Source organism: Mycobacterium bourgelatii (assembly GCF_010723575.1).
Taxonomy (GTDB): Bacteria; Actinomycetota; Actinomycetes; order Mycobacteriales; family Mycobacteriaceae; genus Mycobacterium; species Mycobacterium bourgelatii.
Map to the genome: position 1 here is coordinate 5,710,537 of NZ_BLKZ01000001.1, position 21,366 is coordinate 5,731,902.

Here is a 21,366-nt window from a genome sequence, read left to right on the forward strand (position 1 = left end):
CGAGCGTTACGCTCACCTGCGTGGGCGCAGCGTTCGATTGGAGCTTCCCTTACGCCTGGCCGCGGATGCCCATCCTCGCGGCCAACGTGGTGTGCACCTCCCAACCGCTGGCGGCGCAGGCCGGTCTGCGGATGCTCGCCGACGGGGGCAACGCCGTCGATGCCGCCGTCGCCACGGCCATCACGCTGACGTTGGTGGAGCCGGTTTCCAACGGCATCGGGTCGGACGCCTTCGCCATCGTCTGGGACGGCAAGCAACTGCACGGATTGAATGCATCAGGACGCTCGCCGGCGGCCTGGACTCCGGAATACTTTGGCGACCAAGGTGTTCCGCTGTTCGGCTGGAACTCGGTGACCGTTCCGGGTGCGGTGTCGGCCTGGCGCGAACTGCACGGCAAGTTCGGAAAACTTCCGTTCGAACGACTCTTCGAACCCGCTATCGCTCACGGCCGCAACGGCTTTCTCGTGTCGCCGACCGTCGCGGACCAATGGGCGGCGCAAGTGCCGATATTCGCAAACCAGCCCGGTTTCGCCGATGCCTTCCTGCCTGACGGTCGAGCACCGAGGCCCGGCGAGTTGTTTACTCTGCCCGACCACGCCGCCACGCTGGAGAAGATCGCCGCAACCGGCGGTGAGGCGTTCTACCGTGGTGAGTTGGCAGAGCGGATGGAGGCACACGCCGCCGCCCAAGGGGCGGTCATGCGCGCCAGCGACTTGGCGGCACACCGCGCCGACTGGGTCGGCACCATAGCCGGCCGGTACCGCGACTACACCATTCATGAGATACCACCCAACGGCCAAGGTATCGTCGCGTTGATAGCGCTGGGGATTCTCGAGCAGTTCGACATGTCCTCGTGGCCAGTGGATTCCGCGGACAGTGTGCACTTACAGATTGAGGCGCTGAAGCTCGCCTTCGCCGACGCGCAAGCCTATGTCGCCGACATCGACCACCTGCCGATCCCACCGGAACAATTCTTGAGCACGGATTACCTGCGGCAGCGAGCCGCGCTCATCGATCCCAAGCAAGCGAAGACGGCCTCGGCGGGATCGCCGAAAGGCGGCACCGTTTACCTCACGGCCGCAGATGCGTCGGGACTGATGGTCTCCATGATCCAATCGAATTACATGGGCTTCGGGTCGGGAGTCGTCGTGCCGGGAACGGGAATCTCGCTGCAAAACCGCGGCTCGGATTTCTCTGCCATTCAGGGACATCCGAACCAAGTCGGCCCCAGAAAGCGTCCGTTCCACACGATCATTCCCGGATTCGTCACCAGAAACGACACGCCGGTGATGAGTTTCGGGGTGATGGGCGGCCACATGCAACCGCAGGGCCATGTCCAGGTGATGGTCCGTATCGCCGACTACGGCCAGAACCCGCAGGCGGCCTGCGACGGTCCCCGGTTCCGCTGGGTGCAAGGTCGACAGGTCAGCTGCGAAAGGGGTTTTTCGGCTGCGACCCTCGAGGAGTTACACCGACGCGGGCACGATCTGGTCGAGGTCGACGACTACAACCAATTCGGTAGCTGTCAGGCGATCTGGCGACTCGATGACGGATATCTCGCGGCCAGCGATCCCCGCCGCGATGGCCAGGCTGCCGCATTCTGAACAACCACAAAACCACTGTCCAACTCTTTTACACGCGCAATATGCCACAAATGGCTGCATGTAAAGCCTTTTGACGACAACACCTCTTCGTCCATTTTCCGTCGCCAAAGTCTTGCAGAAATCTATTGTCCCCCAAGAGAATCTGTCGTACGGTATCGCACCAGCAGGTGCAGTGTCGGACACTACAATGGATTGGCCGTGAATAGCGCAACTCATTGTTCTTACGATGACCATTACTGCGCTGCAGTCATTCTCAACGCGCGCGACGTTGACGGCCGGCGCGCGCTGGCCCGGTTGCGCGCCGATCCCCGCACCGTCGTCATCGACAGGTGGAAGGACCAGGTGGCCAGCGCCCGTCGCCTGCTACCGCCATTCGAACCCTACGTGCTTGCAGAGTCAAAGCGATGGGCGTATTACCCGTGGCGCCACACCCTGATCAGCATCCTTGCGCGCCGGCCGTTTCAGACGCTGCGCCTCGACCGCAACCGCAATCTCATCACGACCGAGGAGCAGCACGAACTGTCCGGACTCCGGGTTGGTGTCATTGGCATGGGTGCGGGTCATGTCATCGCGTATCTCCTTGCCGCAGAAGGGTTGTGCGGACAACTTCGACTCGCCGACTCCGATAGCCTTGACCTGTCTGACCTGAATCGGGTGCCGGCAACGGTCTTCGACCTGGAGATGAACAAGGCTGTCGTGGCCGCGCGGCGAATCGCCGAACTCGACCCATACTTGCCTGTCGAGGTCGTGCGATCCGTCCTTTCCCCGGACACCCTGACTTTGTTTCTGGACGGACTCGACGTCGTCGTCGATGGAAGCGATTCGCTAGAGACCAAAACGCAGTTGCGCGAGGCGGCCCGCGCCTTGCAGATACCGGTCCTGATGCCGACCGGAGACCAAGGTGTGCTCGACGTCGAGCGATTCGACCTGGATCCCTCCCGCGGTCTTCTCCACGGCCTGCTGGACGAAGGCCCCTATCTGGATAAAGACCCCTACGTTCTGCGGATCGTCAAAGCGTCAGAGCTGTCCACCCGAGCTGCGGCATCACTGGTAGAGGTCGACGAAACCTTAACGGCGTGGCCACAATTGGCCGGCGACGTTGCGCTCGGCGCGGCCGCGGTCGCCGAAGCCGTGCGCCGAATCGGTCTCGGTGAGAGCCTTCCGTCCGGCAGAACGCGTATCGATGTTGCACGCGCACTCGATCAGATCGCCGAGCCTGTTGCTACGCCCGGTGCTCCCGTACCACCCATCGAAGAACACCCCGCGCCCGCCTCTCCGTTGGCGCCTGAGCTTCCCGCCATCATTGCGGCCGCGGCTCAACGCGCACCTTCCGTGGCGAACATGCAGCCGTGGCAGATCGAAGCGGAGCCGAGGTCGGTGACCATCCGGCTCAGGCCCGAGCGCACGGCAACCTTGGATATCGGCTTCCGCGCGAGCGCGGTCGCGGTCGGCTCCGCATTGTTCAACGCCAAGGTGGCCGCCGCGACCGTCGGACTCCTCGGTCCGGTGCACATGACCGAAACCGACGGAGAATTCCCCCTTTCCCTAACAATACGGCTGCAAGACGGCAGTGATCCGGAGCTCGCTCAGCTGTATGAGCCGATGCTGCAGCGCGAGACCAATCGTCATCTCGGCACACTTGCCGCTCTCGACGAGGAGATTGCCGCAGCAGTCCATGCGGCCGCGGTCGCCGAAGGCGCTCGGTTGGAGCTACTGACGGACCGGAACGCCATTGAAAAGGTCGCGACGATTCTGGCTAAGACAGACCGCATCCGATACCTGACACCACGCATGCACGCCGAAATGTTGTCGGAGGTCCGTTGGCCTGCGGAAGACCCCGTGGAATCAGGGATCGACGTGCGCAGCCTTGAGATGAACCCTGCCGAATTGTCCAACTTCCAAATCGCTCAGCGCCATGACGTGGTCAGCAAGCTGGCGGAGTGGGGAAGCGGAAGCGCGCTAGGCAAATACACCCACGACCGGATCTGCGCCAGCTCCGGCTTGGGCATGGTGACGGTCCAGGGCGACACGCTGACCGACTACGCACGGGGCGGCTCGGCGATGGAAGCCGTCTGGATAACGGCCCAGGATTTGGGCCTTTCGGTCCAGCCGATCACACCCGTTTTCCTGTATGCCCGCAGCGGTGTGGAATTGCGCGAACTGTCTTCGGGTTTCGCTGTTCCCCTGCAACGACTTCAGTGCGCATTCCACGCGCTCACCCACACCGGACCCGACGAATCCCCGGTGGTGATGCTCAGGTTCTCCTATGCGCCGGCCCCTTCGGTGCGAAGTTTGCGACGCAGCCTGAACGGTGCTGGGGCGCCGGCGCATTGCACTAGTCAGTAGCGCATGCACTCCGCCCGTGGGTGGTAGTACCCCATCCCAAGGTTGTCAAGACGAAATAGCTCCCTTTTGTCCCCCGGCCGGTCCGGGTCGGAGACCACGACCGTTTCATAAGGTCCGACGAAGTCGACGCTGTCACGCTTTATTTCAACGTCGACCGACAATTCTTCACCAAGCGTTTTGACCTCGTCGGGGTTTGCAAGCAGCGCGCCGTGCCACCTGACCAGATTCGTGAAACGTGGCTGAATCTCCATACACCGCTGGTCTGACGCCGCCCGCGCCCGACTGTCACTCTCGATTTCCCGAGACTTCAAACAGGAAGAGACATACGTGCCCAACCCAAAGACCAACATCAGGGTTAAGATCACGACACCAATTGCGTTGGGCCTTGGGCGCTTTCCGAATGTGTCAGGCATGTCGTCGAATCCCGACCCGTAGTCGTCGTACTGCGCCACAGCAGAATCCGACGAAAAAAAATCACACACCGGCCACAGCTCCCGGCACACTGCCTCCTACACACGCGCGAGCATCGTGTCGGCAAGGCTACTGGCTTTGTGTGTGCCCGCAACTCACTCTGGCCCGCGGGGCTGGCGGGAGCTAGACGCTGATCTTGCCTTCGGCTGCCCGCTGTGCGATGTCCGTTCGAAAGTGACTGCCGGCCAGCTTGATCGAACGCAGAATCTCGTACGCCTGTGCGCGCGCCTCGACCAGATCCGCGCCGGTACCGACCACCGACAGCACCCGCCCGCCTGAGGAGACGATGGCCCCGTCGTCACGGCGAGCGGTTCCGGCGTGTAGCACTCCGCCGGCTTCGGAGCCAATGACGGTGTCTCCGACCCGTGGTCGTCCGGGATAGTTCTCGGCGGCCAACACCACCGTGACGGCGGCGCCATCATGCCAGCGCAACTCGCCGAACTCGGCCAGCTTGCCCGTGCCGGCCGCATACAGCAGTTGTCCGAGTGGCGACTCCAGCAGGGCCAACACCGCCTGCGTCTCCGGATCGCCGAAACGGCAATTGAATTCGACCACCGCCGGTCCCGTCGCGGTGATTGCCAGACCGACATAGAGCAGTCCGCTGAATGGACTGCCCTGCCGAACCATCTCGGCCGCAACGGGTTCGACGATTTGACTGACCACTTCCCGGTACACGTCCTCGGGCAACCAGGGCAGCGGTGTGTAGGCGCCCATGCCACCGGTGTTAGGCCCGGTGTCACCCTCACCGACCCGCTTGAAGTCCTGCGCGGGCAGCAGCGGCACCACGGTCTCGCCGTCGACCACGCAGAACAGCGAGACCTCGGGACCGTCGAGGAAGGACTCCAGCAACACCGGATGACCTGCATCGAGTAGGCCGGCGGCGTGTGAACGTGCGGCTTCGCGGTCCGGTGTGACCACCACGCCCTTGCCCGCGGCCAGATGATCGTCTTTCACCACCCAGGCCGGGTCACCGGCGGGCGGTCCGAAGCGATCGAGCGCTTCGTCTAAATGCGCCGGATTGTCCACGATTTCACTGCGGGCGGTACGGACGCCGGCTGCCGCCATGATCTCCTTGGCGAACGCCTTGGAGCCTTCGATGCGCGCGGCGGCCTTGCTGGGTCCGAAGCACACGAGCCCGGCCGCCCGCACGGCGTCGGCCACGCCGAGGACCAGCGGCACCTCTGGACCGATCACCACGAGGTCGGCGGAGACGTCGCGTGCCAACGCCACGACCTCGTCAGCGTTAGTGATGTCGACATTGCGCTGCTCGGCCAGTCGGCCGGTGCCGGCATTGCCGGGCGCAATGATGAGGCCCGTGACCTGCGGGTCCTTACTCAAGGCCAGCAGCAGGGCATGTTCACGGGCACCGGAACCAATCACCAGGACGCGCACAGCACGTCAGACTAGCCGCAACGCCTTAGATGATCTCCTCGAGCAGGTTTTTGAGCTCTTTTTGCTGGCTGGGGGTGAGACGGGAGAGCCGCTTGTCGAACTCGTTCGACAGCAGGGCAAGGCCCTCGTCAGCCGCTTGCCGCCCGTTTTCGGTGAGCAGCAGGCGATGGCGTCGCAGATCTGCCGGATCGATCTCGCGGCGCACGAACCCCGCCGCCTCGAGCTTTTTCAGGTAGAGCGTGACCGTGGCCTTGGGAATGGTCAGCGCCACCGCTAGTTCGGCCGGGTAGGGGTGTTCGTCGATCTCGGCGAGCACGAGGAGTTCCTTGACCTCCAGCCCGAGCGCGCCGATCTCGCTTTGAGCGCTGGCAATGACTGACGACAGTAGCCGGTAGTTCAGCGACCAGATCTTGGCCGGATCAATTTCAGACATCGACTTGCCAGATCGTTCAGTCATGAACTAGTTTAGTTATGAACAAACGCATGAATGAACAATCTACCAGAAAGCACCTCGTATGTCTCTGGATCAGTACGTAACACTCGGTCGGTCCGGCCTGCGCGTCAGCCGGTTGTGCTTGGGGGCGATGACCTTTGGCGAAGACCTTGGGTGGGGCACCAGTGTCGAAGAGTCGCAACAGATCATCGACCGATACCTCGAAATCGGCGGCAACTTCATCGACACCGCAAACTTCTACACCCGAAGCCATTCGGAGAAGATCATCGGCGACCACATCGGGCGCCACCCTGCCCGGCGCGATCGCACCGTGATCGCGACCAAGTTCAGCGGCAACCTGTACCCCGGCGATCCCAATGGTGGCGGGTCAGGGCGCAAATCGGTGATCAACGCCTGCGAGAACTCGCTGCGCCGCCTGCAAACCGACTACATCGACCTGTACTGGTTGCACCTGTGGGACAAGCACACCCCTATCGAGGAGACGATGGCCGCTCTCGACGACCTGGTGCGGGCGGGCAAGGTGCGCTACCTCGGGGTTTCGGACACCCCGGCATGGAAGATCGCGGAAGCGAACCTCATCGCCCGGTTCCGCGGGTGGTCGTCATTCATCGCATTGCAAGTCGAGTACTCGTTGCTCGAACGCACCGTTGAACAAGAACTCGTCCCGATGGCAACCGAATTCGGCCTCGGCATCACGCCGTGGGGACCGCTGAAGAGCGGTGTGCTCAGCGGCAAGTACACCCGGGCCAATGCCGGTCAGCAGCAGGGTGCCCGCGGCGCGTTGGTAGACGCCGTCCTCAACGAGGCGACCTACACGCTCATCGACGAACTCGAACTCATCGCCAAGGCGCATGCCACCAGCGTGTCCAGCGTGGCCCTGGCATGGTTGCTGGCACGCCCGGCCGTCACGTCCATCATCATTGGCGCGCGCCGCCTTTCGCAGTTCGAAGAGAACGTGCGTGCCGTCGACGTCAACCTCACCGCCGACGAGATTGCCCGCCTGGACAGGCTCACCGAACCTACGTTCGGGTTCCCCCACTACATGCTGGAGATGGCACCGGGAATCATCAACGGGGGCACCACCGTCAACGGTGAGTCGGCGCCGGTCTCGGAATACGTGATGCCGGCGGGTGCCCGGCCCTACTGATCCGACCGCGAGCAGACGCAAACTTGTACGGAAATGCCGTTCCGCGTACGAGTTTGTGTCTGCTCGCGGGGAGAAGGTTACTCTCGCGTCTCGCCCGCGTGCAGCTTCAGCGCGGATTCGACGTTGGCCTTCTTGTCCTCTTCGGCGCCCTTTGCCGCGGCCTTCTTACGGCGTCGGACGACAGTGTCGACCGCCCCGTTGAACGCCGAACCCAGCGGGAACCCGAGGTAGTGGGTGAGGAAGACGGCCATCTCCTTCAGCTCGTCCTCGGTGAGCTCACCGTTTAAAAGGGCTGCATTGATTTGGATTTCGGCCAGGTCCCGGCTTCCGACCGCCGTCACGGCGGTCAGCGTCATGATGCGCTTGTCTCGCATTGACAACCCCGGCCGGCTCCAGATCGAGCCAAACAGGTGGTCGACGGTCAGGTCGAAATACGGATCGCCCTCGACGTTGGGCATCTCCCACCCGTAGACCTCGTTCATCTTTTCCAGGCCCTTGCGGCGCACCTCGTCCATCACGAATTCTCCTGTTCCTTCCGACCGGAGTCGACGTGCGGCACACCAAGGTTGGGCGCAAGCCGCTCGAGGGCCAGCCTAGCCAGCGGTAGATCAATCGAAGCAGACTCGGCCAAGGCCAGCGCCAAACGTAGGTCCTTTTCGCCAAGCTCCCGCGTGTGCGTGAATCCGTCGTACAAAAAGTGGCCCGGCTCAAGGTCTTTGGTGTCATCGCGGTACATGATCGACCCGGCACCGCCGGTCAGCTTGTCGGTGTGTCGCACCACATTGCCAAGGTCCTGCAGGTTCAGACCGGCGGCTTCGGCCAGTTGCCACGCCTCCCCGACTGCCGCATACGTCGTGAAGGTGAGCATGTTGCGAGCCACCTTCATTCGGGTCCCCGCGCCGGGAGGCCCGGCGTGCACTACCAATTCCGCCCAGTGCGAAAAGGGTTCTTTCACCCGGGCGAACACTTCATCGCTGGCGCCCACCATCGTCGCCAGTTGACCGAACCGCGCGGCACGCCCACCGCCGCTGATCGGCGCATCGACGACATGGATGTCCTGGGGCTGCAACTCGCGCGCGAGTTCTTCGGCGGTGGTGTCGCTGATCGTCGAGTGGATCGCAATGATGGTCCCCGGCTTGGCGTGCGATGCGAGCTCGTCAACTACGTTGCGTACCTGCTCGTCGTTGAGCACGGTGATGCTGATGATGTCGGTCGCAGCGATGTCGGCGAGACTGTCGGCCAACGTTGCGCCGCGTTCGGCAAACGGCGCCATGGCCTCGGGTCGCACGTCGTAGACCGTTAGCCCGCCGGGCCATTCGGCCATCTTCTTGGCCATTGGCGTGCCGATGTTGCCGAGGCCGATGTATCCGAGACGGGGCGTTGCAGCGTCGGTCATGGGCGGAAGATCTGTCCGCCGTCGACATTGAAGATCTGCCCGGTGATCCAGGATGCCTGGTCACTCAACAGAAACAGACACATGCCCACCAGATCATCTGGAGTACCTATGCGCGACAACGGAAGACCCTTGAGGATGTCGTCGACGATCTCCTTGGGTGTGGTGGTCCGGTTGGCTTCGGTGTCGATGGGACCGGGGGCAATCGCATTGATCCGGATGTTCATCCCGCCCAGTTCCCGCGAAAGCTGTTGGGTCAGACCGTTGATCCCGACCTTGGCCAACCCGTAGTAGTTCGCATACAGGTACGCGGCCGTGGACGACTGGTTGACGATCGCGCCGCCGCCACGCTTGGCCATTTTCTTGTACACCGCGCGAGTGCACCAGAGCGCGCCGTCAAAGTTCACGCTCATGAACTTCTTGTAGTACTCGGGGTCGACGGTGAGCAGCAGGTCGATCTTCATCCCGCCGAAGATCGCGGCGTTGTTGACCAGGTAGTCGATGCCGCCGAACTCGGCCAGGGTGCGATCCGCCATTGCCTTGGCCGAGTCCGGATCGGAAACGTCGACGGGAACGCTGATGGCCGTCCCGCCGTCGGCGACGATCTGCTTCGCCACACCCTCGGCCGCATCGGAGTTGATGTCGGCGACGACCACCGCAGCACCCTCACGGGCCAGCGCCTCGGCATATGCCTGGCCAATGCCACCGGCGGAGCCGGTGACGATGGCTACCCTGTTATCGAACTGTCCCACACCGATCTCCTTAGTTCGGCCGCTAACCAGCAGCAGTAGCAATAAGTTTGGTTTCCAGGTATTCCTCGAACCCCGCAACGCCCATCTCACGGCCGTTGCCGGACTGCTTGTAGCCGCCGAATGGCGCGTCGGCGGAGTACCAGACGCCACCGTTGACGTTGACCGTTCCCACCCGCAGCCGGGCGGCCACCCGCGCCGCCCGCTCGGGATCTGCCCCAAACACCGTGCCCGACAGACCGTATGGCGAGTCGTTGGCGATGCGCACCGCATCGTCGTCGCCATCGTGGGCGATCACCGTGAGCACCGGCCCGAAGATCTCCTCGCGGGCGGGACGCGCGTCGTTGGTCAGTCCCGCGATCACGGTGGGCTCGATGAAGAAGCCGACGTCCTTGTTGGCCGGCCGGCCGCCGCCGCACGCGAAGGTCCCGCCTTCGGCGATGGCAAGGTCGAGGTAGCCTTGCACCCGCTCCCGCTGCCGCGCCGAAATCAGTGGTCCGCATATGGTTCTCGGGTCGTTGGGGTCACCGGGCTTGATCGAGGACATGGTGCCTGCCGCGATGGCGACGGCCTCGTCGTAGCGGGCCCGCGGCACCAGCAACCGAGTCGTGATCGCGCACCCCTGGCCGGCGTGCATGGCCGCCGTGAAGGCCGAAACCCCTGCGGCGCCGGCGAGATCCGCGTCATCGAGTACGACGAATGCCGACTTTCCACCGAGCTCCAGGAAGACCCGCTTGATGGTGGCGGCGGCGTCGGCCATCACACTGCGGCCGGTCGCCGTCGAGCCGGTGAACGAAATCATGTCCACTCGAGGATCTTTGGCCAGCAATGCGCCCACGCCGTGGTCGCTCGAGGTGACGATGTTGACAACCCCCGGCGGGAAGTCGGTGCGCTCGGCGATGATCTCCCCGAGTACCGCAGCGCACCACGGTGTGTCGGGGGCGGGTTTGAGGACGATGGTGTTGCCGGCGGCAAGCGCCGGTCCCAGTTTGGCGAGGTTGATCTGGTGCGGAAAGTTCCACGGGGTGATCGCGCCGACCACGCCAACGGCCTCGCGAACAATGGTCCGCCGGGTGGGGATGCCCATCGGCGATGCCTGACCGAGGTCTTGGGTCCATGCGTAGGACTCCGCGGTGTCCGCGGAGAACGCCAGGTCGTCGACCGGACCGTCCAGCTGCGCGGCGGCGGTGAGCATTCGCGGCGCACCGACTTCGTTGATGGTGATCTCACGCAGTTCTTCGGCGTGCTGCTGCATCGCCTCCCGTAGCTGCCGAACACACCGCACCCGCAATTCGGTGTTGCGCGACCAATCGGTGTCGTCGAAGGCCCTCCGGGCGGCCTCAATGGCACGCTCCATGTCCTGGGCGTCAGCGTCGGCCGCTACGCCGAGCACTTCCTCGGTGGCCGGATTGATCGTCGGGAAGGTGCCTGCGCGACCTTCGGAGAGCTTGCCGTCGATGAACAGTGCGCTCACACCGTCGGCCAGCAACGTCATACCTGCCCCCAATCCAATGGACACTTGTCCGATATCGGTTTCTCGAACCATAGCCGCGGGCTCGCTTTCGGTGCAAGCACGGATATCGCCCAACACCCTTATACGATCGACTACAGCGCTTTGAGCTGCATATATGATTGGCGGCCTTGCTAGACCTCCCGGCTATCCTCTAACTTGGACATGTGTCCAGCGATGCAGCGGTTACCGACGCGCCACGCAACCGGCGCCAGGAGGAGACCTTCCGCAAGGTGCTGGCCGCCGGCATGGAAACGCTGCGCGAGAACTCCTACGCCGATCTGACGGTGCGCATGGTCGCGGCCCGCGCCAAGGTGGCCCCTGCGACCGCCTACACCTACTTCTCGTCGAAGAACCATCTGATCGCCGAGGTCTACCTCGACCTGGTTCGCCAAGTTCCGTTTTTCACCGATGTGAACGAGCCGATGCCGGTCCGAGTTGATCAGGCGCTGCGCCACCTGGCCCTGGTGGTCGCGGACGAACCCGAGGTCGCCGCCGCCTGCACCGCGGCGCTGCTCGGCGGCGGCGCCGACCCCGCGGTGGCAGCCGCACGTGACCGAATCGGGGCGGAGATCCACCGCCGTATCGCATCAGCGATCGGGCCCGACGCCGCGCCCGGCACGGTGTCGGCACTCGAGATGGCCTTTTTCGGAGCACTCGTGCAGGCCGGCAGCGGCGAATTCACCTACCACGACATTGCCGACCGGTTGGCCGACGTGGTGAACCTCATCCTGGCGGGCGCTGATTCCCAACGAGCCCACGAAGCCCAGAGCGCCCAAGGAGGCAAGGCGTGACCGTACACCTTGGCGACCACGAATTGGTCCTGGACCCTTACGATTACGACTTCCACGAAGACCCGTACCCGTACTATCGCCGGCTGCGCGACGAGGCGCCGCTCTACCACAACGCGGATCTGGGCTTCTGGGCCGTGTCGCGGCACAGCGACGTGCATCAGGGATTCCGCAACAGCACCACGTTGTCGAACCGCTACGGCGTATCCCTGGACCCCGCGTCGCGCGGGCCACACGCAGCCAAGACCATGTCGTTCCTGGCGATGGACGACCCGGAGCATCTGCGGTTGCGCACGCTGGTGTCAAAGGGTTTCACGCCCAGGCGGATTCGCGAGCTCGAGCCGCGCGTCACCGAGATCGCCCACCAGCACCTCGAGGTCATGCTGGAAAAAGCCGGCACCGGAACCGTCGACTACGTCAACGAATTCGCGGGCAAGCTGCCCATGGACGTCATCTCCGAACTGATGGGCGTGCCCGAGGCGGACCGAGACCAGGTTCGCGCGTGGGCGGACGGTGTCATGCATCGTGACGACGGTGTCACCGATGTCCCTCCCGCGGCGATCGAAGCATCGATCAACCTGATCGTGTACTACCAGGGCATGATCGCCGAGCGCCGCAAGACGCTGACCGACGATCTGACGTCGGCGCTGCTGGAAGCCGAGATCGATGGCGACCGGCTCACCGACGACGAAATCCTGGGTTTCATGTTCCTGATGGTGATCGCCGGCAACGAGACCACCACGAAACTGCTTGCCAACGCGGCATATTGGGGCCACAAGAACCCCGACCAACTGACACCCGTCTACGCCGATCTGTCCCGAATTCCGCTCTGGGTCGAGGAAACGCTGCGCTATGACACGTCCAGCCAGATCCTGGCCCGCACCGTCTCCGGCGAACTGACCCTGTACGACACCACAATTCCCGAAGGGGACGTCCTGCTCCTGCTGCCGGGGTCGGCGCACCGGGACGAGCGGGCATTCGACCGCCCCGACGAGTACTTGATCGGGCGTGAAATCGGCTCGAAGCTACTGAGTTTCGGTAGCGGTGCGCACTTCTGTCTGGGTGCGCACCTGGCCCGGATGGAAGCCCGGGTCGCGCTGACCGAGTTGTTCAAACGGATCAAAGGCTACGAGGTCGATGAGGCCAATTCCGTTCGTGTCCATTCCAGTAACGTCCGCGGGTTCGCCCACCTGCCCATGACCCTGGAGGTCTGCTAGATGCCCCGTTTCGAACCACATCCTGCGCGTCGGCCGGCGATCGTCGCGGGCGCCTCGTCGGGCATTGGTGCGGCGACGGCGGTTGAGCTTGCCGCTCATGGTTTTCCGGTTGCACTCGGTGCCCGCCGGGTGGACAAGTGCCAGGAGATCGCCGACAAAATCCAGGCCGACGGTGGCGAGGCGATCGCGTTGCCACTCGACGTCACCGACGCCGACTCCGTCACGGAGTTCGTGCGTCAGGCCACCGAAAAACTCGGTGACATCGAACTTCTCGTCACCGGAGCGGGCGACACCTACTTCGGAAAGCTGCACGAGATCGACACTGAGGCGTTCGAACAGCAGATTCAGATCCACCTGATCGGGGCCAACCGGTTGACCACCGCGGTGTTGCCCGGCATGGTCGAACGTCAGCGCGGGGACCTGATCTTCGTAGGCTCCGATGTCGCCCTGCGGCAGCGTCCGCACATGGGCGCGTACGGCGCCGCGAAGGCGGGGCTGCTGGCAATGGTCACCAACCTGCAGATGGAACTCGAGGGCACCGGGGTGCGGGCGTCGATCGTGCACCCGGGGCCGACGAAGACCGCAATGGGCTGGAGCCTGCCCGCTGAGTTGATCGGACCAGCGCTCGAGGACTGGGCCAAGTGGGGCCAGGCGCGCCACGACTACTTCCTGCGCGCGGCCGACCTGGCGCGGGCGATCACGTTCGTCGCCGAAACACCACGCGGGGGATTCATCGCCAACATGGAGTTGCAGCCCGAGGCGCCGTTAGCGGCCGTCAAAGAACGCCAGAAGCTCGCTCTGGGCGAGGAGGGAATGCCGTCAAATGACTAGCTCTACTGTGGTGCCGCGGGTTTCCGGCGGCGAAGAAGAACACGGACACCTCGAAGAGTTCCGCACCGACCCGATCGGTCTGATGCGGCGCGTCCGCGAGGAATGCGGCGACGTCGGGTGGTTCCAGCTGGTCGACAAGCACGTCATCTTGCTCTCCGGCGCGGAAGCCAACGAGTTCTTCTTCCGCTCGGCCGACGAGGACCTCGACCAGGCCGAGGCGTACCCGTTCATGACGCCGATCTTCGGCAAGGGCGTGGTGTTCGACGCCAGCCCGGAGCGACGCAAGGAGATGCTGCACAACTCCGCACTGCGCGGCGAACAGATGAAGGGCCACGCGGCCACCATCGAGGGCGAAGTCAAGAAAATGATCGCCGACTGGGGCGACGAAGGTGAGATCGAACTGCTCGACTTCTTCGCCGAATTGACCATTTACACCTCGACCGCGTGCCTGATCGGGCTGAAATTCCGCGAACAACTCGACCACCGATTCGCGGAGTACTACCACGATTTGGAACGCGGCACCGACCCGCTGTGCTACGTGGACCCCTACCTTCCCATCGAGAGCTTCCGACGCCGCGACGAGGCGCGCGTGAAACTCGTTGGCCTGGTGCAGGAAATCATGAACCAGCGGCTGGCCAATCCGCCTAGGGACAAGCGCGACCGCGACATGCTCGACGTGCTGGTGTCAATTAAGGACGAAGAAGGCAACCCGCGGTTCTCCGCCGACGAAGTCACCGGCATGTTCATCTCGCTGATGTTCGCCGGGCACCACACCAGTTCGGGCACATCGGCGTGGACGTTGATCGAGCTGATCCGCCATCCCGACGTCTACGCGGAAGTGCTGGCCGAGCTCGAAGAGCTGTATGCCGACGGCCAGGAGGTGAGTTTCCATGCGCTGCGCCAGATTCCGAAGCTGGACAACGTGGTCAAGGAAACGCTGCGTCTGCACCCGCCGCTGATCATCCTGATGCGGGTCGCCCAGGGCGAGTTCGAAGTGCAGGGCTTCCCGATCCATAAGGGCGATTTCGTTGCCGCCTCCCCGGCGATCTCCAACCGGATTCCCGAGGACTTTCCCGACCCCGACGCGTTCAAGCCAGACCGCTACAACAAACCCGAGCAGGCCGACACGGCCAACCGGTGGACCTGGATCCCGTTCGGCGCGGGCCGGCACCGTTGCGTCGGCGCCGCCTTCGCGACCATGCAGATCAAGGCGATCTTCTCGGTGCTGTTGCGCGAGTACGAGTTCGAAATGGCCCAACCCGCCGACAGCTACCGCAACGACCATTCCAAGATGGTCGTGCAACTCGCCAGACCCGCCAAAGTCCGGTACCGCAAGCGCACTCGGGGGTAACTGTCATGGGCTCGTTCAGAATCGAAGTCGATCTGGATCTGTGCCAGGGGCATGCCATGTGCGAACTCGAGGCACCGGACTACTTTCGGGTGCCCAAGCGGGGCAAAGTCGAGATCCTCGACGCCGAACCCCCGGACGACGCCCGCGACGAGGTTGAGCGGGCTGTCGAAATGTGCCCTACCCAAGCACTATTCATCAAAGAGAAAGAAGACTGATCATGGCGTCACACCCCCGCGAGGTGTTAGAGGACTGGGTTGAGCGTTGGTTGGAGGCCAACCGGGTGGCCGAGCGGGAAGGCAACTGGAAGCCGCTGGCCGACTTCTACGCCGAGGACGCCACCTACGGCTGGAACATCGGCCCCAAAGAGGACGTGATGTGCGTCGGCATCGACGAGATCCGCGAGATCGCCCTGGGGTTCGAGATGGAGGGCCTGGAGAACTGGCAGTACCCGTATCAGAAAGTCATCATCGACGACAAGCAGGGCGAGATCGTCGGCTTCTGGAAGCAGGTCGCCACCGACGGTGACGGCACCCAGTCCGAGATCTACGGCATCGGGGGCAGCTGGTTCCGCCTCAACGCCGATGCCAAGATCGAATGGCAACGGGACTTCTTCGACTTCGGCCACGTCCAGTCCCTCTACATGGACCTGATGAAGGCCGGGAAGCTGTCGAAGGGCATGCAGAAACGGATCGAGCGCAGCCTGGCCGGCGAGAAACTGCCTGGTTACTACCCCCTGGGCAAGGCGCCCGTCCCGCTCTGGTGACCCAACCAAGCATTTGTTTGCTTGGCACGCTATGCTGGCGCCACAAGATGTGCCCTGTGGCACTCGTCACTACCCCCCAGGCATGATGGGGCCAGGTAGTACTGATCAATTCAAAGGCGAAATGGGGTCAGGTTCGTGAAGACAAAGGGCGCTCTCATCTGGGAGTTCAACCAGCCGTGGTCGATCGAGGAGATCGAGATCGGCGATCCGCAAGCCCACGAGGTCAAGATCCAGATGGAAGCGGCGGGCATGTGCCACTCCGACCACCATCTGGTGACCGGCGGCATCCCGATGGCGGGCTTCCCGGTGCTCGGTGGCCACGAGGGAGCGGGAATCGTCACCGAGGTCGGACCTGGCGTCGAGGACATCGCACCGGGTGACCACGTGGTGTTGTCCTTCATCCCGTCCTGTGGGCAGTGTGCGACCTGTCAGTCGGGCATGCGCAACCTGTGTGACCTGGGCGCCGGCCTGCTCGGCGGCACCGCGGTCTCCGACGGCACCTTCCGTATCCAGGCCCGCGGCCAGAACGTCTACCCCATGACCCTGCTCGGCACCTTCTCGCCGTACATGGTCGTACACCGCAGCTCCGTCGTGAAGATCGACCCGTCGGTTCCGTTCGAGGTCGCCGCACTGGTCGGCTGCGGCGTCACCACCGGCTACGGCTCGGCGGTCCGCACCGCCGACATCCGGCCCGGACAGGATGTCGCCATCGTCGGCGTCGGCGGCGTCGGCATGGCGGCGCTGCAGGGTGCGGTGAACGCCGGTGCGCGCTACATCTTCGCGATCGACCCGGTGGAGTGGAAGCGCGACCAGGCGCTCAAGTTCGGCGCCACCCACGTCTACCCGGACATCAACACCGCGCTGATGGGGATCATGGAGGTCACCTACGGCCTGATGGCACACAAGGTGGTCGTCACCGTCGGTGAGCTGCAGGGCTCCGACATCGACAACTACCTGAACATCACCGCCAAGGGCGGCACCTGCGTGGTGACCGCTATCGGCAGCATGCTGGACACCAACGTGAACCTGAACCTGGCGATGCTGACCCTGCTGCAGAAGAACCTGCAGGGCACCATCTTCGGCGGCGGCAACCCGCAGTACGACATCCCGCAGCTGCTGTCGATGTACAAGGCCGGCAAGCTCAACCTGGACGACATGGTCACCACCCAGTACCGCCTCGAGCAGATCAACGAGGGCTACCAGGACATGCTGGACGGCAAGAACATTCGCGGCGTCATCCGCTACACGGACGCCGATCGGTAACAACCCCCGGTCCTGAGTGACCCGTTTTCCGCACCTGATGGCGCCGGGACGAATCGGCGCCATGACGGTGCGCAACCGGCTGGTCATGTCTCCGATGGAGACGATGTACGGCACGCCCGACGGGCTGCCGTCGCCGCGCACCCGGGACTACTTCGCCGCCCGCGCCGCGGGTGGCGTCGGGCTGATCACGCTGGGCGCCACGGGTGTGGACAACCAACACCCGGAAACTCCCGGCGGACTGCACTTGGCCACCGATTCCGCCGTGGCGGCGCACCGCGCGCTGGTCGAGACGGTGCACGAACACGGCGCCAAGATCCAGCCGCAGATTGTGCATGCCGGTCCCGACGGCCTGGGGCCGGAGATGTTTGGCGTGACGTCACTGGGACCGTCGGTGATTCCGTCGTACCTGACCGGCCGACCGTCGGCCGAGATCACCGCTGCGCAGCTGCAAGAGGTCTTGGATCTGTTCAAGGCCGCGGCGCGCCGTGCCGTCGAGGCGGGGTACGACGGGATCGAGTTGCACGCCGCGCACGGCTACATGTTGCTGGGATCTTTCCTTGCTCCCCAACGTAATCGGCGAACCGACGAGTACGGTGGGGCAGCAAGGGGTCGGCTGCGGGTGGTGTTGGAGACGCTGGCCGCGATCCGGTCCGAGGTCGGCGAGGCGCTGCCGATCACGCTGCGCATCTCGGGCTACGAGCGTGTCGCCGGTGGCCGGCTGATCTACGAAACCGCCCGCATGGCACCCGAACTCGTGGCTGCGGGGGTGAACGCATTCCACGTCAGCGGGGGCGTGATCGACCGCCTGGTTACTGGGATGGTCAATGCCTCCGACGACGGCGACGCACTCAACGTAGGTGCCGCGGCCGCGGTCAAGCAGGTGGTTGATGTTCCGGTGATCGCCGTCGGGCGGATCCACGATCCCACGATGGCCGAACAGATCCTTGCCGACGGGCGCGCCGATTTCATTGCGATGGGCCGTCCGCTGCTGGCCGATCCCGAGTTCGCCCGGAAGGTGCGTTGCGGCCAGGCGCACCGGATCCGCCGGTGCATCTCGTGTGAAAACTGCATCGATGCAATGGAACAGCGCTTCTCGGTGGATTGCGCGGTCAACCCCCGCACCGGCAAGGAAAGCGAACTGACCGCTTCCCGGGCCGCCCGCCCCAAGGATGTGATGGTGGTTGGCGGCGGCCCCGCGGGCCTGGAAGCCGCGCGGGTGGCCGCCGAACGCGGACACCGCGTCACCCTGTTCGAGCAAGGCGGGGAACTGGGCGGTGCGCTGCGCTGGGCGAGCGTGCTGCATCCGGAAAACGAGCCATTCCTGCGCTACCTGCGCGACGAGATTCGACTCGGATCGGTGAAAGTGGAATTGGGACAAGCCGTTTCGGCTGCAGATGTAGTGACTGCGGCGCCGGACGCGGTGGTGGTTGCCACCGGCGGCCGCATCGCGGTGCCGCACATCCCAGGCGCCGACCTGCCGCACGTCTACACCGGGCCGGGATTGCGTGAGTTACTCGACCGCAAGCTGTTCGGCGGCTGGCGGCAGCGACTGGTGCGTCCGGAGGCTTTCCGGTTGGCCACCCGAGCGTGGATGCCGTTGGGGCGGCGCGTTGTGATCATCGGTGGCGACCTGGTCGCTTTGGAACTCGCCGAGTTCCTGGCCGCTCGGGGACGGCTGGTTTCGGTACTCGAGGCCGGCCGCGACATCGCTCCGGAAGTGGGCAACAAGCGTAAAACCGAGCACATGGATCGGTTGGATCGACTCGGTGTCACCGTGCACGTGCGGGCGGTTGTCGAGCGAATCACCTCAGAATCGGTCATATTCACGCCGGCCGGAGGGACCTCGCGCGACCTGGCCGCCGACAGCGTCGTGCTGGCCGGGTCGGTCGAGCCCGACACTAAGCTCTTCGACGAGTTGAAAGCCGCGCTGCCCGATACGTCGTTGCACGCCGCGGGCGATTGCAGCGGTTTGGGCCTGATCCGCAAAGCCACCGAAGACGGCGCCCGCGCCGCGTGTGCCATATGACGAAGGAGATGTAAGCGATGACCCAAACAGTCGACTCCCCGGTACTGACCGCGTCGCAGGCGTCGTGGCGCTGTGTCCAGACCCACGACCGCGAGGGCTGGTTGGCGCTGATGGCTGACGACGTCGTCATCGAAGACCCGATCGGCAAGTCGGTGACCAACCCCGACGGCACCGGGATAAAGGGCAAGGAGAACGTCGCTGCCTTCTACGACACCAACATCGCGGCGAACAATTTGACGATCACGTGCGAGGAGACGTTTCCGTCGAGTTCGCCCAACGAGATCGCTCATATCCTGGTGCTGGACAGCAAGTTCGAGGGCGGTTTTACCAGTTCCGTCCGCGGGGTGTTCACCTATCGCGTCAACGACGAAGGGCTGATCACCAACCTGCGCGGCTACTGGAACCTCGAGACAATGAAATTCGGCAAGGAGGAGTGAGCTTAGCTGGCCCGCTTCTGCGGCGAGCAGACGCAAACTCATACGAAATCAACGGTTTTCGTACAAGTTTGCGTCTGCTGGCGGGGTGAATGAGCTAGCCGATCCGGCCGATGCCGGTGATGTTGCCCTGCATGATCTTGTTGTTCATCAGCACCATGCTGGCCGTCTGTATCGGATCGCTGAGCAGGGTGAGTGACTTCGGTTGTTGCAGTAGCAATCTGCCGTTGTTCGGGTCGACGACAGCGAAGGCGAAGCCATCCAAGGGTGTGGTGTTGTCCAACCCGAGTCGAGTGATGGTGTAGATCAGGCCGTCGCCGATGGACAGGTGCGGCAACGCCGCGCTGCGAACCCGGTTGTCCCACACGGTATGACAGCCCGGATTATCGACGTCCACCCTGGTCATTCCGCCGACGAACGGTGCCGTCGGCGGCACCGCCGGACCGGCATTAGGCGGAACGGCCGGATACGGATAGCCGTAGGTGCTGGCGATGAACATCGTGCTCCCCACCCCGATCGGGGAGTTCTCGCTCCCCGGGCCGCCCTGGGTGAGGACCGGCTGCTCGCAGATGAGGTTTCCGGTCCCGGACTCGCGAACCACGGCGTGCACGATGGGTTCGGCGTTGTCGACGATGGTGAGGTAGTCGGCCCCCGTCGGCCCGAAATAGGTTGGTGTTGAGCCGGTCCCCCAGCTCAATTGGCCGGGCTTGCGCGCCGGGCCGCGGTCGTAGGCCTGACGCCACAGAATCTGCGGGTTGCCCATTCCGTCGAGGTTGACCTCGTACAGCGCGTGGGTGCTAGCGATGGCCACCCGATTCGTGGGCGAGCTCGAGATGCTGTTCGCCACCTGCTCACCGGCGTTCAGCTGCACACTGGCCACACCGCCGCCACCCGCTTTGGCAACTCCGACCACACCGGTGGCGGTGGCGAACCATACGTTGCCCAAATAGTCGGGAACCACGCCCACCGAACTGTCGCCAGGGGGTATCACGCTGGACACGTCAGTGGCTTCGGTGATGACTAGCTGCCAGCACCCCTTCGCATCCTTCACATGCGCGATGCGCAGCAGATGATTGGTGCCGTCGATCATCACCAGCTGGTTGTTGTTGTCCAGGTAGGCGTAGACGCCACCGAGCAACCCGCCCTTGGCGATTCCGAGGCTGGCCAGCGGAACAGGTTGCGGCAGCACCCCTCCGGGATCGAGGAGATGCACGATCGGGCTCTGGTCGGCAATGGTGGTGCACAACGCCAGCACCAGGCCGTCGGTGCCCTGGGTGATCGTCGGGCAGGCGGCCAACAGCGGGTAGGCAAAGATCGGTTGCAAGCCGGCGCCGGGCCCCGGGAGTGGTCCGGCGTCAGCTGAGCCGGCGTCATTGTGCATGGAAGCCAGGCCATTTGGCGCCATGAATGGGTTGGGCGGTGCCAGTGGCCCAAACGAAGAGACCGCCTTGACGGCGGCCGGAAACATCGTGGGGACAAGGCAGGTGGCACAGGCCGTCATCACTGCGACGGCGGTCGCCAGCACTGCCGCAGGTAGCCGCACGTTAGGCCCTCCCCGTAAATTGGGTCATGGTGATTGTTCTGACCGCGGGACACGACACGGCCACGCCGCGTTAACAATTCG

Annotated in this window: 20 protein-coding genes; 12 read left to right on the top strand and 8 right to left on the bottom strand. The window is 64.0% G+C overall.

The window, feature by feature from the left end; all coding sequences use genetic code 11:
* The first annotated feature begins 65 nt into the window (after positions 1–65).
* Positions 66–1,604, top strand: a complete 1,539-nt coding sequence (gene ggt, locus G6N68_RS24545; protein WP_163718921.1) for a gamma-glutamyltransferase — start codon at positions 66–68, stop codon at positions 1,602–1,604.
* Positions 1,605–1,802: 198 nt separating this feature from the next.
* Positions 1,803–3,950: an Rv1355c family protein gene (locus tag G6N68_RS24550; RefSeq protein ID WP_163717813.1), complete on the top strand. Its 2,148-nt coding sequence runs from the start codon at positions 1,803–1,805 to the stop codon at positions 3,948–3,950.
* Here G6N68_RS24550 and G6N68_RS24555 read toward each other — a convergent pair.
* From G6N68_RS24555 to G6N68_RS24565, 3 genes are all read right to left on the bottom strand, one after another.
* Entirely contained in the window at positions 3,944–4,402 is a 459-nt protein-coding gene (locus tag G6N68_RS24555; RefSeq protein WP_163717815.1) for a hypothetical protein, read from the bottom strand. The two genes, G6N68_RS24550 and G6N68_RS24555, sit on opposite strands and share 7 nt — an antisense overlap.
* 142 nt (positions 4,403–4,544) lie before the next feature.
* On the bottom strand, positions 4,545–5,813 hold the full coding sequence (purD, locus tag G6N68_RS24560; protein WP_163717817.1) for a phosphoribosylamine--glycine ligase: 1,269 nt from the start codon (positions 5,811–5,813) through the stop codon (positions 4,545–4,547).
* Between the two features lie 25 nt (positions 5,814–5,838).
* The gene (locus G6N68_RS24565) at positions 5,839–6,270 is read right to left on the bottom strand and encodes a MarR family winged helix-turn-helix transcriptional regulator (RefSeq protein ID WP_240355609.1); all 432 of its coding nucleotides are present in this window, start codon (positions 6,268–6,270) and stop codon (positions 5,839–5,841) included.
* 58 nt (positions 6,271–6,328) lie between these two features.
* Here G6N68_RS24565 and G6N68_RS24570 point away from each other — a divergent pair, with 58 nt between their 5' ends.
* Positions 6,329–7,414: an aldo/keto reductase gene (locus G6N68_RS24570; protein ID WP_163717818.1), complete on the top strand. Its 1,086-nt coding sequence runs from the start codon at positions 6,329–6,331 to the stop codon at positions 7,412–7,414.
* A 77-nt stretch (positions 7,415–7,491) separates the two neighbouring features.
* Here G6N68_RS24570 and G6N68_RS24575 read toward each other — a convergent pair whose 3' ends face one another.
* The 4 genes from G6N68_RS24575 to G6N68_RS24590 are packed head-to-tail and all read right to left on the bottom strand — an operon-like array spanning position 7,492 to position 11,051.
* Positions 7,492–7,929, bottom strand: a complete 438-nt coding sequence (locus G6N68_RS24575) for a carboxymuconolactone decarboxylase family protein (protein ID WP_163717820.1) — start codon at positions 7,927–7,929, stop codon at positions 7,492–7,494.
* Positions 7,929–8,810 (bottom strand): NAD(P)-dependent oxidoreductase, encoded by an 882-nt coding sequence (locus tag G6N68_RS24580; RefSeq protein ID WP_163717822.1) that lies wholly within the window; start codon positions 8,808–8,810, stop codon positions 7,929–7,931. The genes G6N68_RS24575 and G6N68_RS24580 overlap by 1 nt, the downstream gene beginning before the upstream one ends.
* Positions 8,807–9,559, bottom strand: a complete 753-nt coding sequence (locus tag G6N68_RS24585; protein ID WP_163717824.1) for an SDR family oxidoreductase — start codon at positions 9,557–9,559, stop codon at positions 8,807–8,809. The genes G6N68_RS24580 and G6N68_RS24585 overlap by 4 nt, the downstream gene beginning before the upstream one ends.
* 22 nt (positions 9,560–9,581) lie before the next feature.
* A complete protein-coding gene (locus tag G6N68_RS24590) occupies positions 9,582–11,051 on the bottom strand; it encodes an aldehyde dehydrogenase (protein WP_163717826.1) in 1,470 nt (489 codons plus the stop codon).
* 182 nt (positions 11,052–11,233) lie between these two features.
* Here G6N68_RS24590 and G6N68_RS24595 point away from each other — a divergent pair, with 182 nt between their 5' ends.
* The 9 genes from G6N68_RS24595 to G6N68_RS24635 all read left to right on the top strand — a co-directional run bounded on the left by G6N68_RS24595 (position 11,234) and on the right by G6N68_RS24635 (position 19,745).
* Positions 11,234–11,860: a TetR/AcrR family transcriptional regulator gene (locus tag G6N68_RS24595; protein WP_240355610.1), complete on the top strand. Its 627-nt coding sequence runs from the start codon at positions 11,234–11,236 to the stop codon at positions 11,858–11,860.
* Positions 11,857–13,074 (top strand): cytochrome P450, encoded by a 1,218-nt coding sequence (locus G6N68_RS24600; RefSeq protein ID WP_163717828.1) that lies wholly within the window; start codon positions 11,857–11,859, stop codon positions 13,072–13,074. Before G6N68_RS24595 ends, G6N68_RS24600 begins: the two co-directional genes overlap by 4 nt.
* Complete coding sequence (locus tag G6N68_RS24605) at positions 13,075–13,905, top strand: SDR family oxidoreductase (RefSeq protein WP_163717829.1); 831 nt, start codon at positions 13,075–13,077, stop codon at positions 13,903–13,905. It begins immediately after the preceding gene.
* Positions 13,898–15,256 (top strand): lanosterol 14-alpha demethylase, encoded by a 1,359-nt coding sequence (gene cyp51 / locus G6N68_RS24610; RefSeq protein ID WP_163717830.1) that lies wholly within the window; start codon positions 13,898–13,900, stop codon positions 15,254–15,256. The genes G6N68_RS24605 and cyp51 overlap by 8 nt, the downstream gene beginning before the upstream one ends.
* 5 nt (positions 15,257–15,261) lie before the next feature.
* Complete coding sequence (gene fdx, locus G6N68_RS24615; protein WP_163717831.1) at positions 15,262–15,471, top strand: ferredoxin Fdx; 210 nt, start codon at positions 15,262–15,264, stop codon at positions 15,469–15,471.
* 2 nt (positions 15,472–15,473) lie between these two features.
* Positions 15,474–16,019: a Cif family virulence factor gene (locus G6N68_RS24620; RefSeq protein WP_163717832.1), complete on the top strand. Its 546-nt coding sequence runs from the start codon at positions 15,474–15,476 to the stop codon at positions 16,017–16,019.
* 135 nt (positions 16,020–16,154) lie between these two features.
* Complete coding sequence (locus G6N68_RS24625; RefSeq protein ID WP_163717833.1) at positions 16,155–17,282, top strand: NDMA-dependent alcohol dehydrogenase; 1,128 nt, start codon at positions 16,155–16,157, stop codon at positions 17,280–17,282.
* A 16-nt stretch (positions 17,283–17,298) separates the two neighbouring features.
* Positions 17,299–19,308 (top strand): oxidoreductase, encoded by a 2,010-nt coding sequence (locus tag G6N68_RS24630; protein WP_163717834.1) that lies wholly within the window; start codon positions 17,299–17,301, stop codon positions 19,306–19,308.
* Between the two features lie 17 nt (positions 19,309–19,325).
* Positions 19,326–19,745 (top strand): ketosteroid isomerase family protein, encoded by a 420-nt coding sequence (locus G6N68_RS24635; RefSeq protein ID WP_163717835.1) that lies wholly within the window; start codon positions 19,326–19,328, stop codon positions 19,743–19,745.
* 94 nt (positions 19,746–19,839) lie between these two features.
* On the opposite strand, the gene G6N68_RS24640 is transcribed toward G6N68_RS24635, so the two are convergent.
* The gene (locus tag G6N68_RS24640; protein WP_163717836.1) at positions 19,840–21,285 is read right to left on the bottom strand and encodes a hypothetical protein; all 1,446 of its coding nucleotides are present in this window, start codon (positions 21,283–21,285) and stop codon (positions 19,840–19,842) included.
* Positions 21,286–21,366: the final 81 nt, after the last annotated feature.

Bases quoted from the DNA above. Each gene is read 5' to 3' on its own strand.
- ggt (WP_163718921.1), top strand. From the start codon at position 66: ATGCCCATCCTCGCGGCCAACGTGGTGTGCACCTCCCAACCGCTGGCG.
- G6N68_RS24565 (WP_240355609.1), bottom strand. From the start codon at position 6,270: ATGACTGAACGATCTGGCAAGTCGATGTCTGAAATTGATCCGGCCAAG.
- G6N68_RS24570 (WP_163717818.1), top strand. From the start codon at position 6,329: ATGTCTCTGGATCAGTACGTAACACTCGGTCGGTCCGGCCTGCGCGTC.
- G6N68_RS24575 (WP_163717820.1), bottom strand. From the start codon at position 7,929: ATGGACGAGGTGCGCCGCAAGGGCCTGGAAAAGATGAACGAGGTCTAC.
- G6N68_RS24580 (WP_163717822.1), bottom strand. From the start codon at position 8,810: ATGACCGACGCTGCAACGCCCCGTCTCGGATACATCGGCCTCGGCAAC.
- G6N68_RS24590 (WP_163717826.1), bottom strand. From the start codon at position 11,051: ATGACGTTGCTGGCCGACGGTGTGAGCGCACTGTTCATCGACGGCAAG.
- G6N68_RS24605 (WP_163717829.1), top strand. From the start codon at position 13,075: ATGCCCCGTTTCGAACCACATCCTGCGCGTCGGCCGGCGATCGTCGCG.
- cyp51 (WP_163717830.1), top strand. From the start codon at position 13,898: ATGACTAGCTCTACTGTGGTGCCGCGGGTTTCCGGCGGCGAAGAAGAA.
- fdx (WP_163717831.1), top strand. From the start codon at position 15,262: ATGGGCTCGTTCAGAATCGAAGTCGATCTGGATCTGTGCCAGGGGCAT.
- G6N68_RS24620 (WP_163717832.1), top strand. From the start codon at position 15,474: ATGGCGTCACACCCCCGCGAGGTGTTAGAGGACTGGGTTGAGCGTTGG.
- G6N68_RS24635 (WP_163717835.1), top strand. From the start codon at position 19,326: ATGACCCAAACAGTCGACTCCCCGGTACTGACCGCGTCGCAGGCGTCG.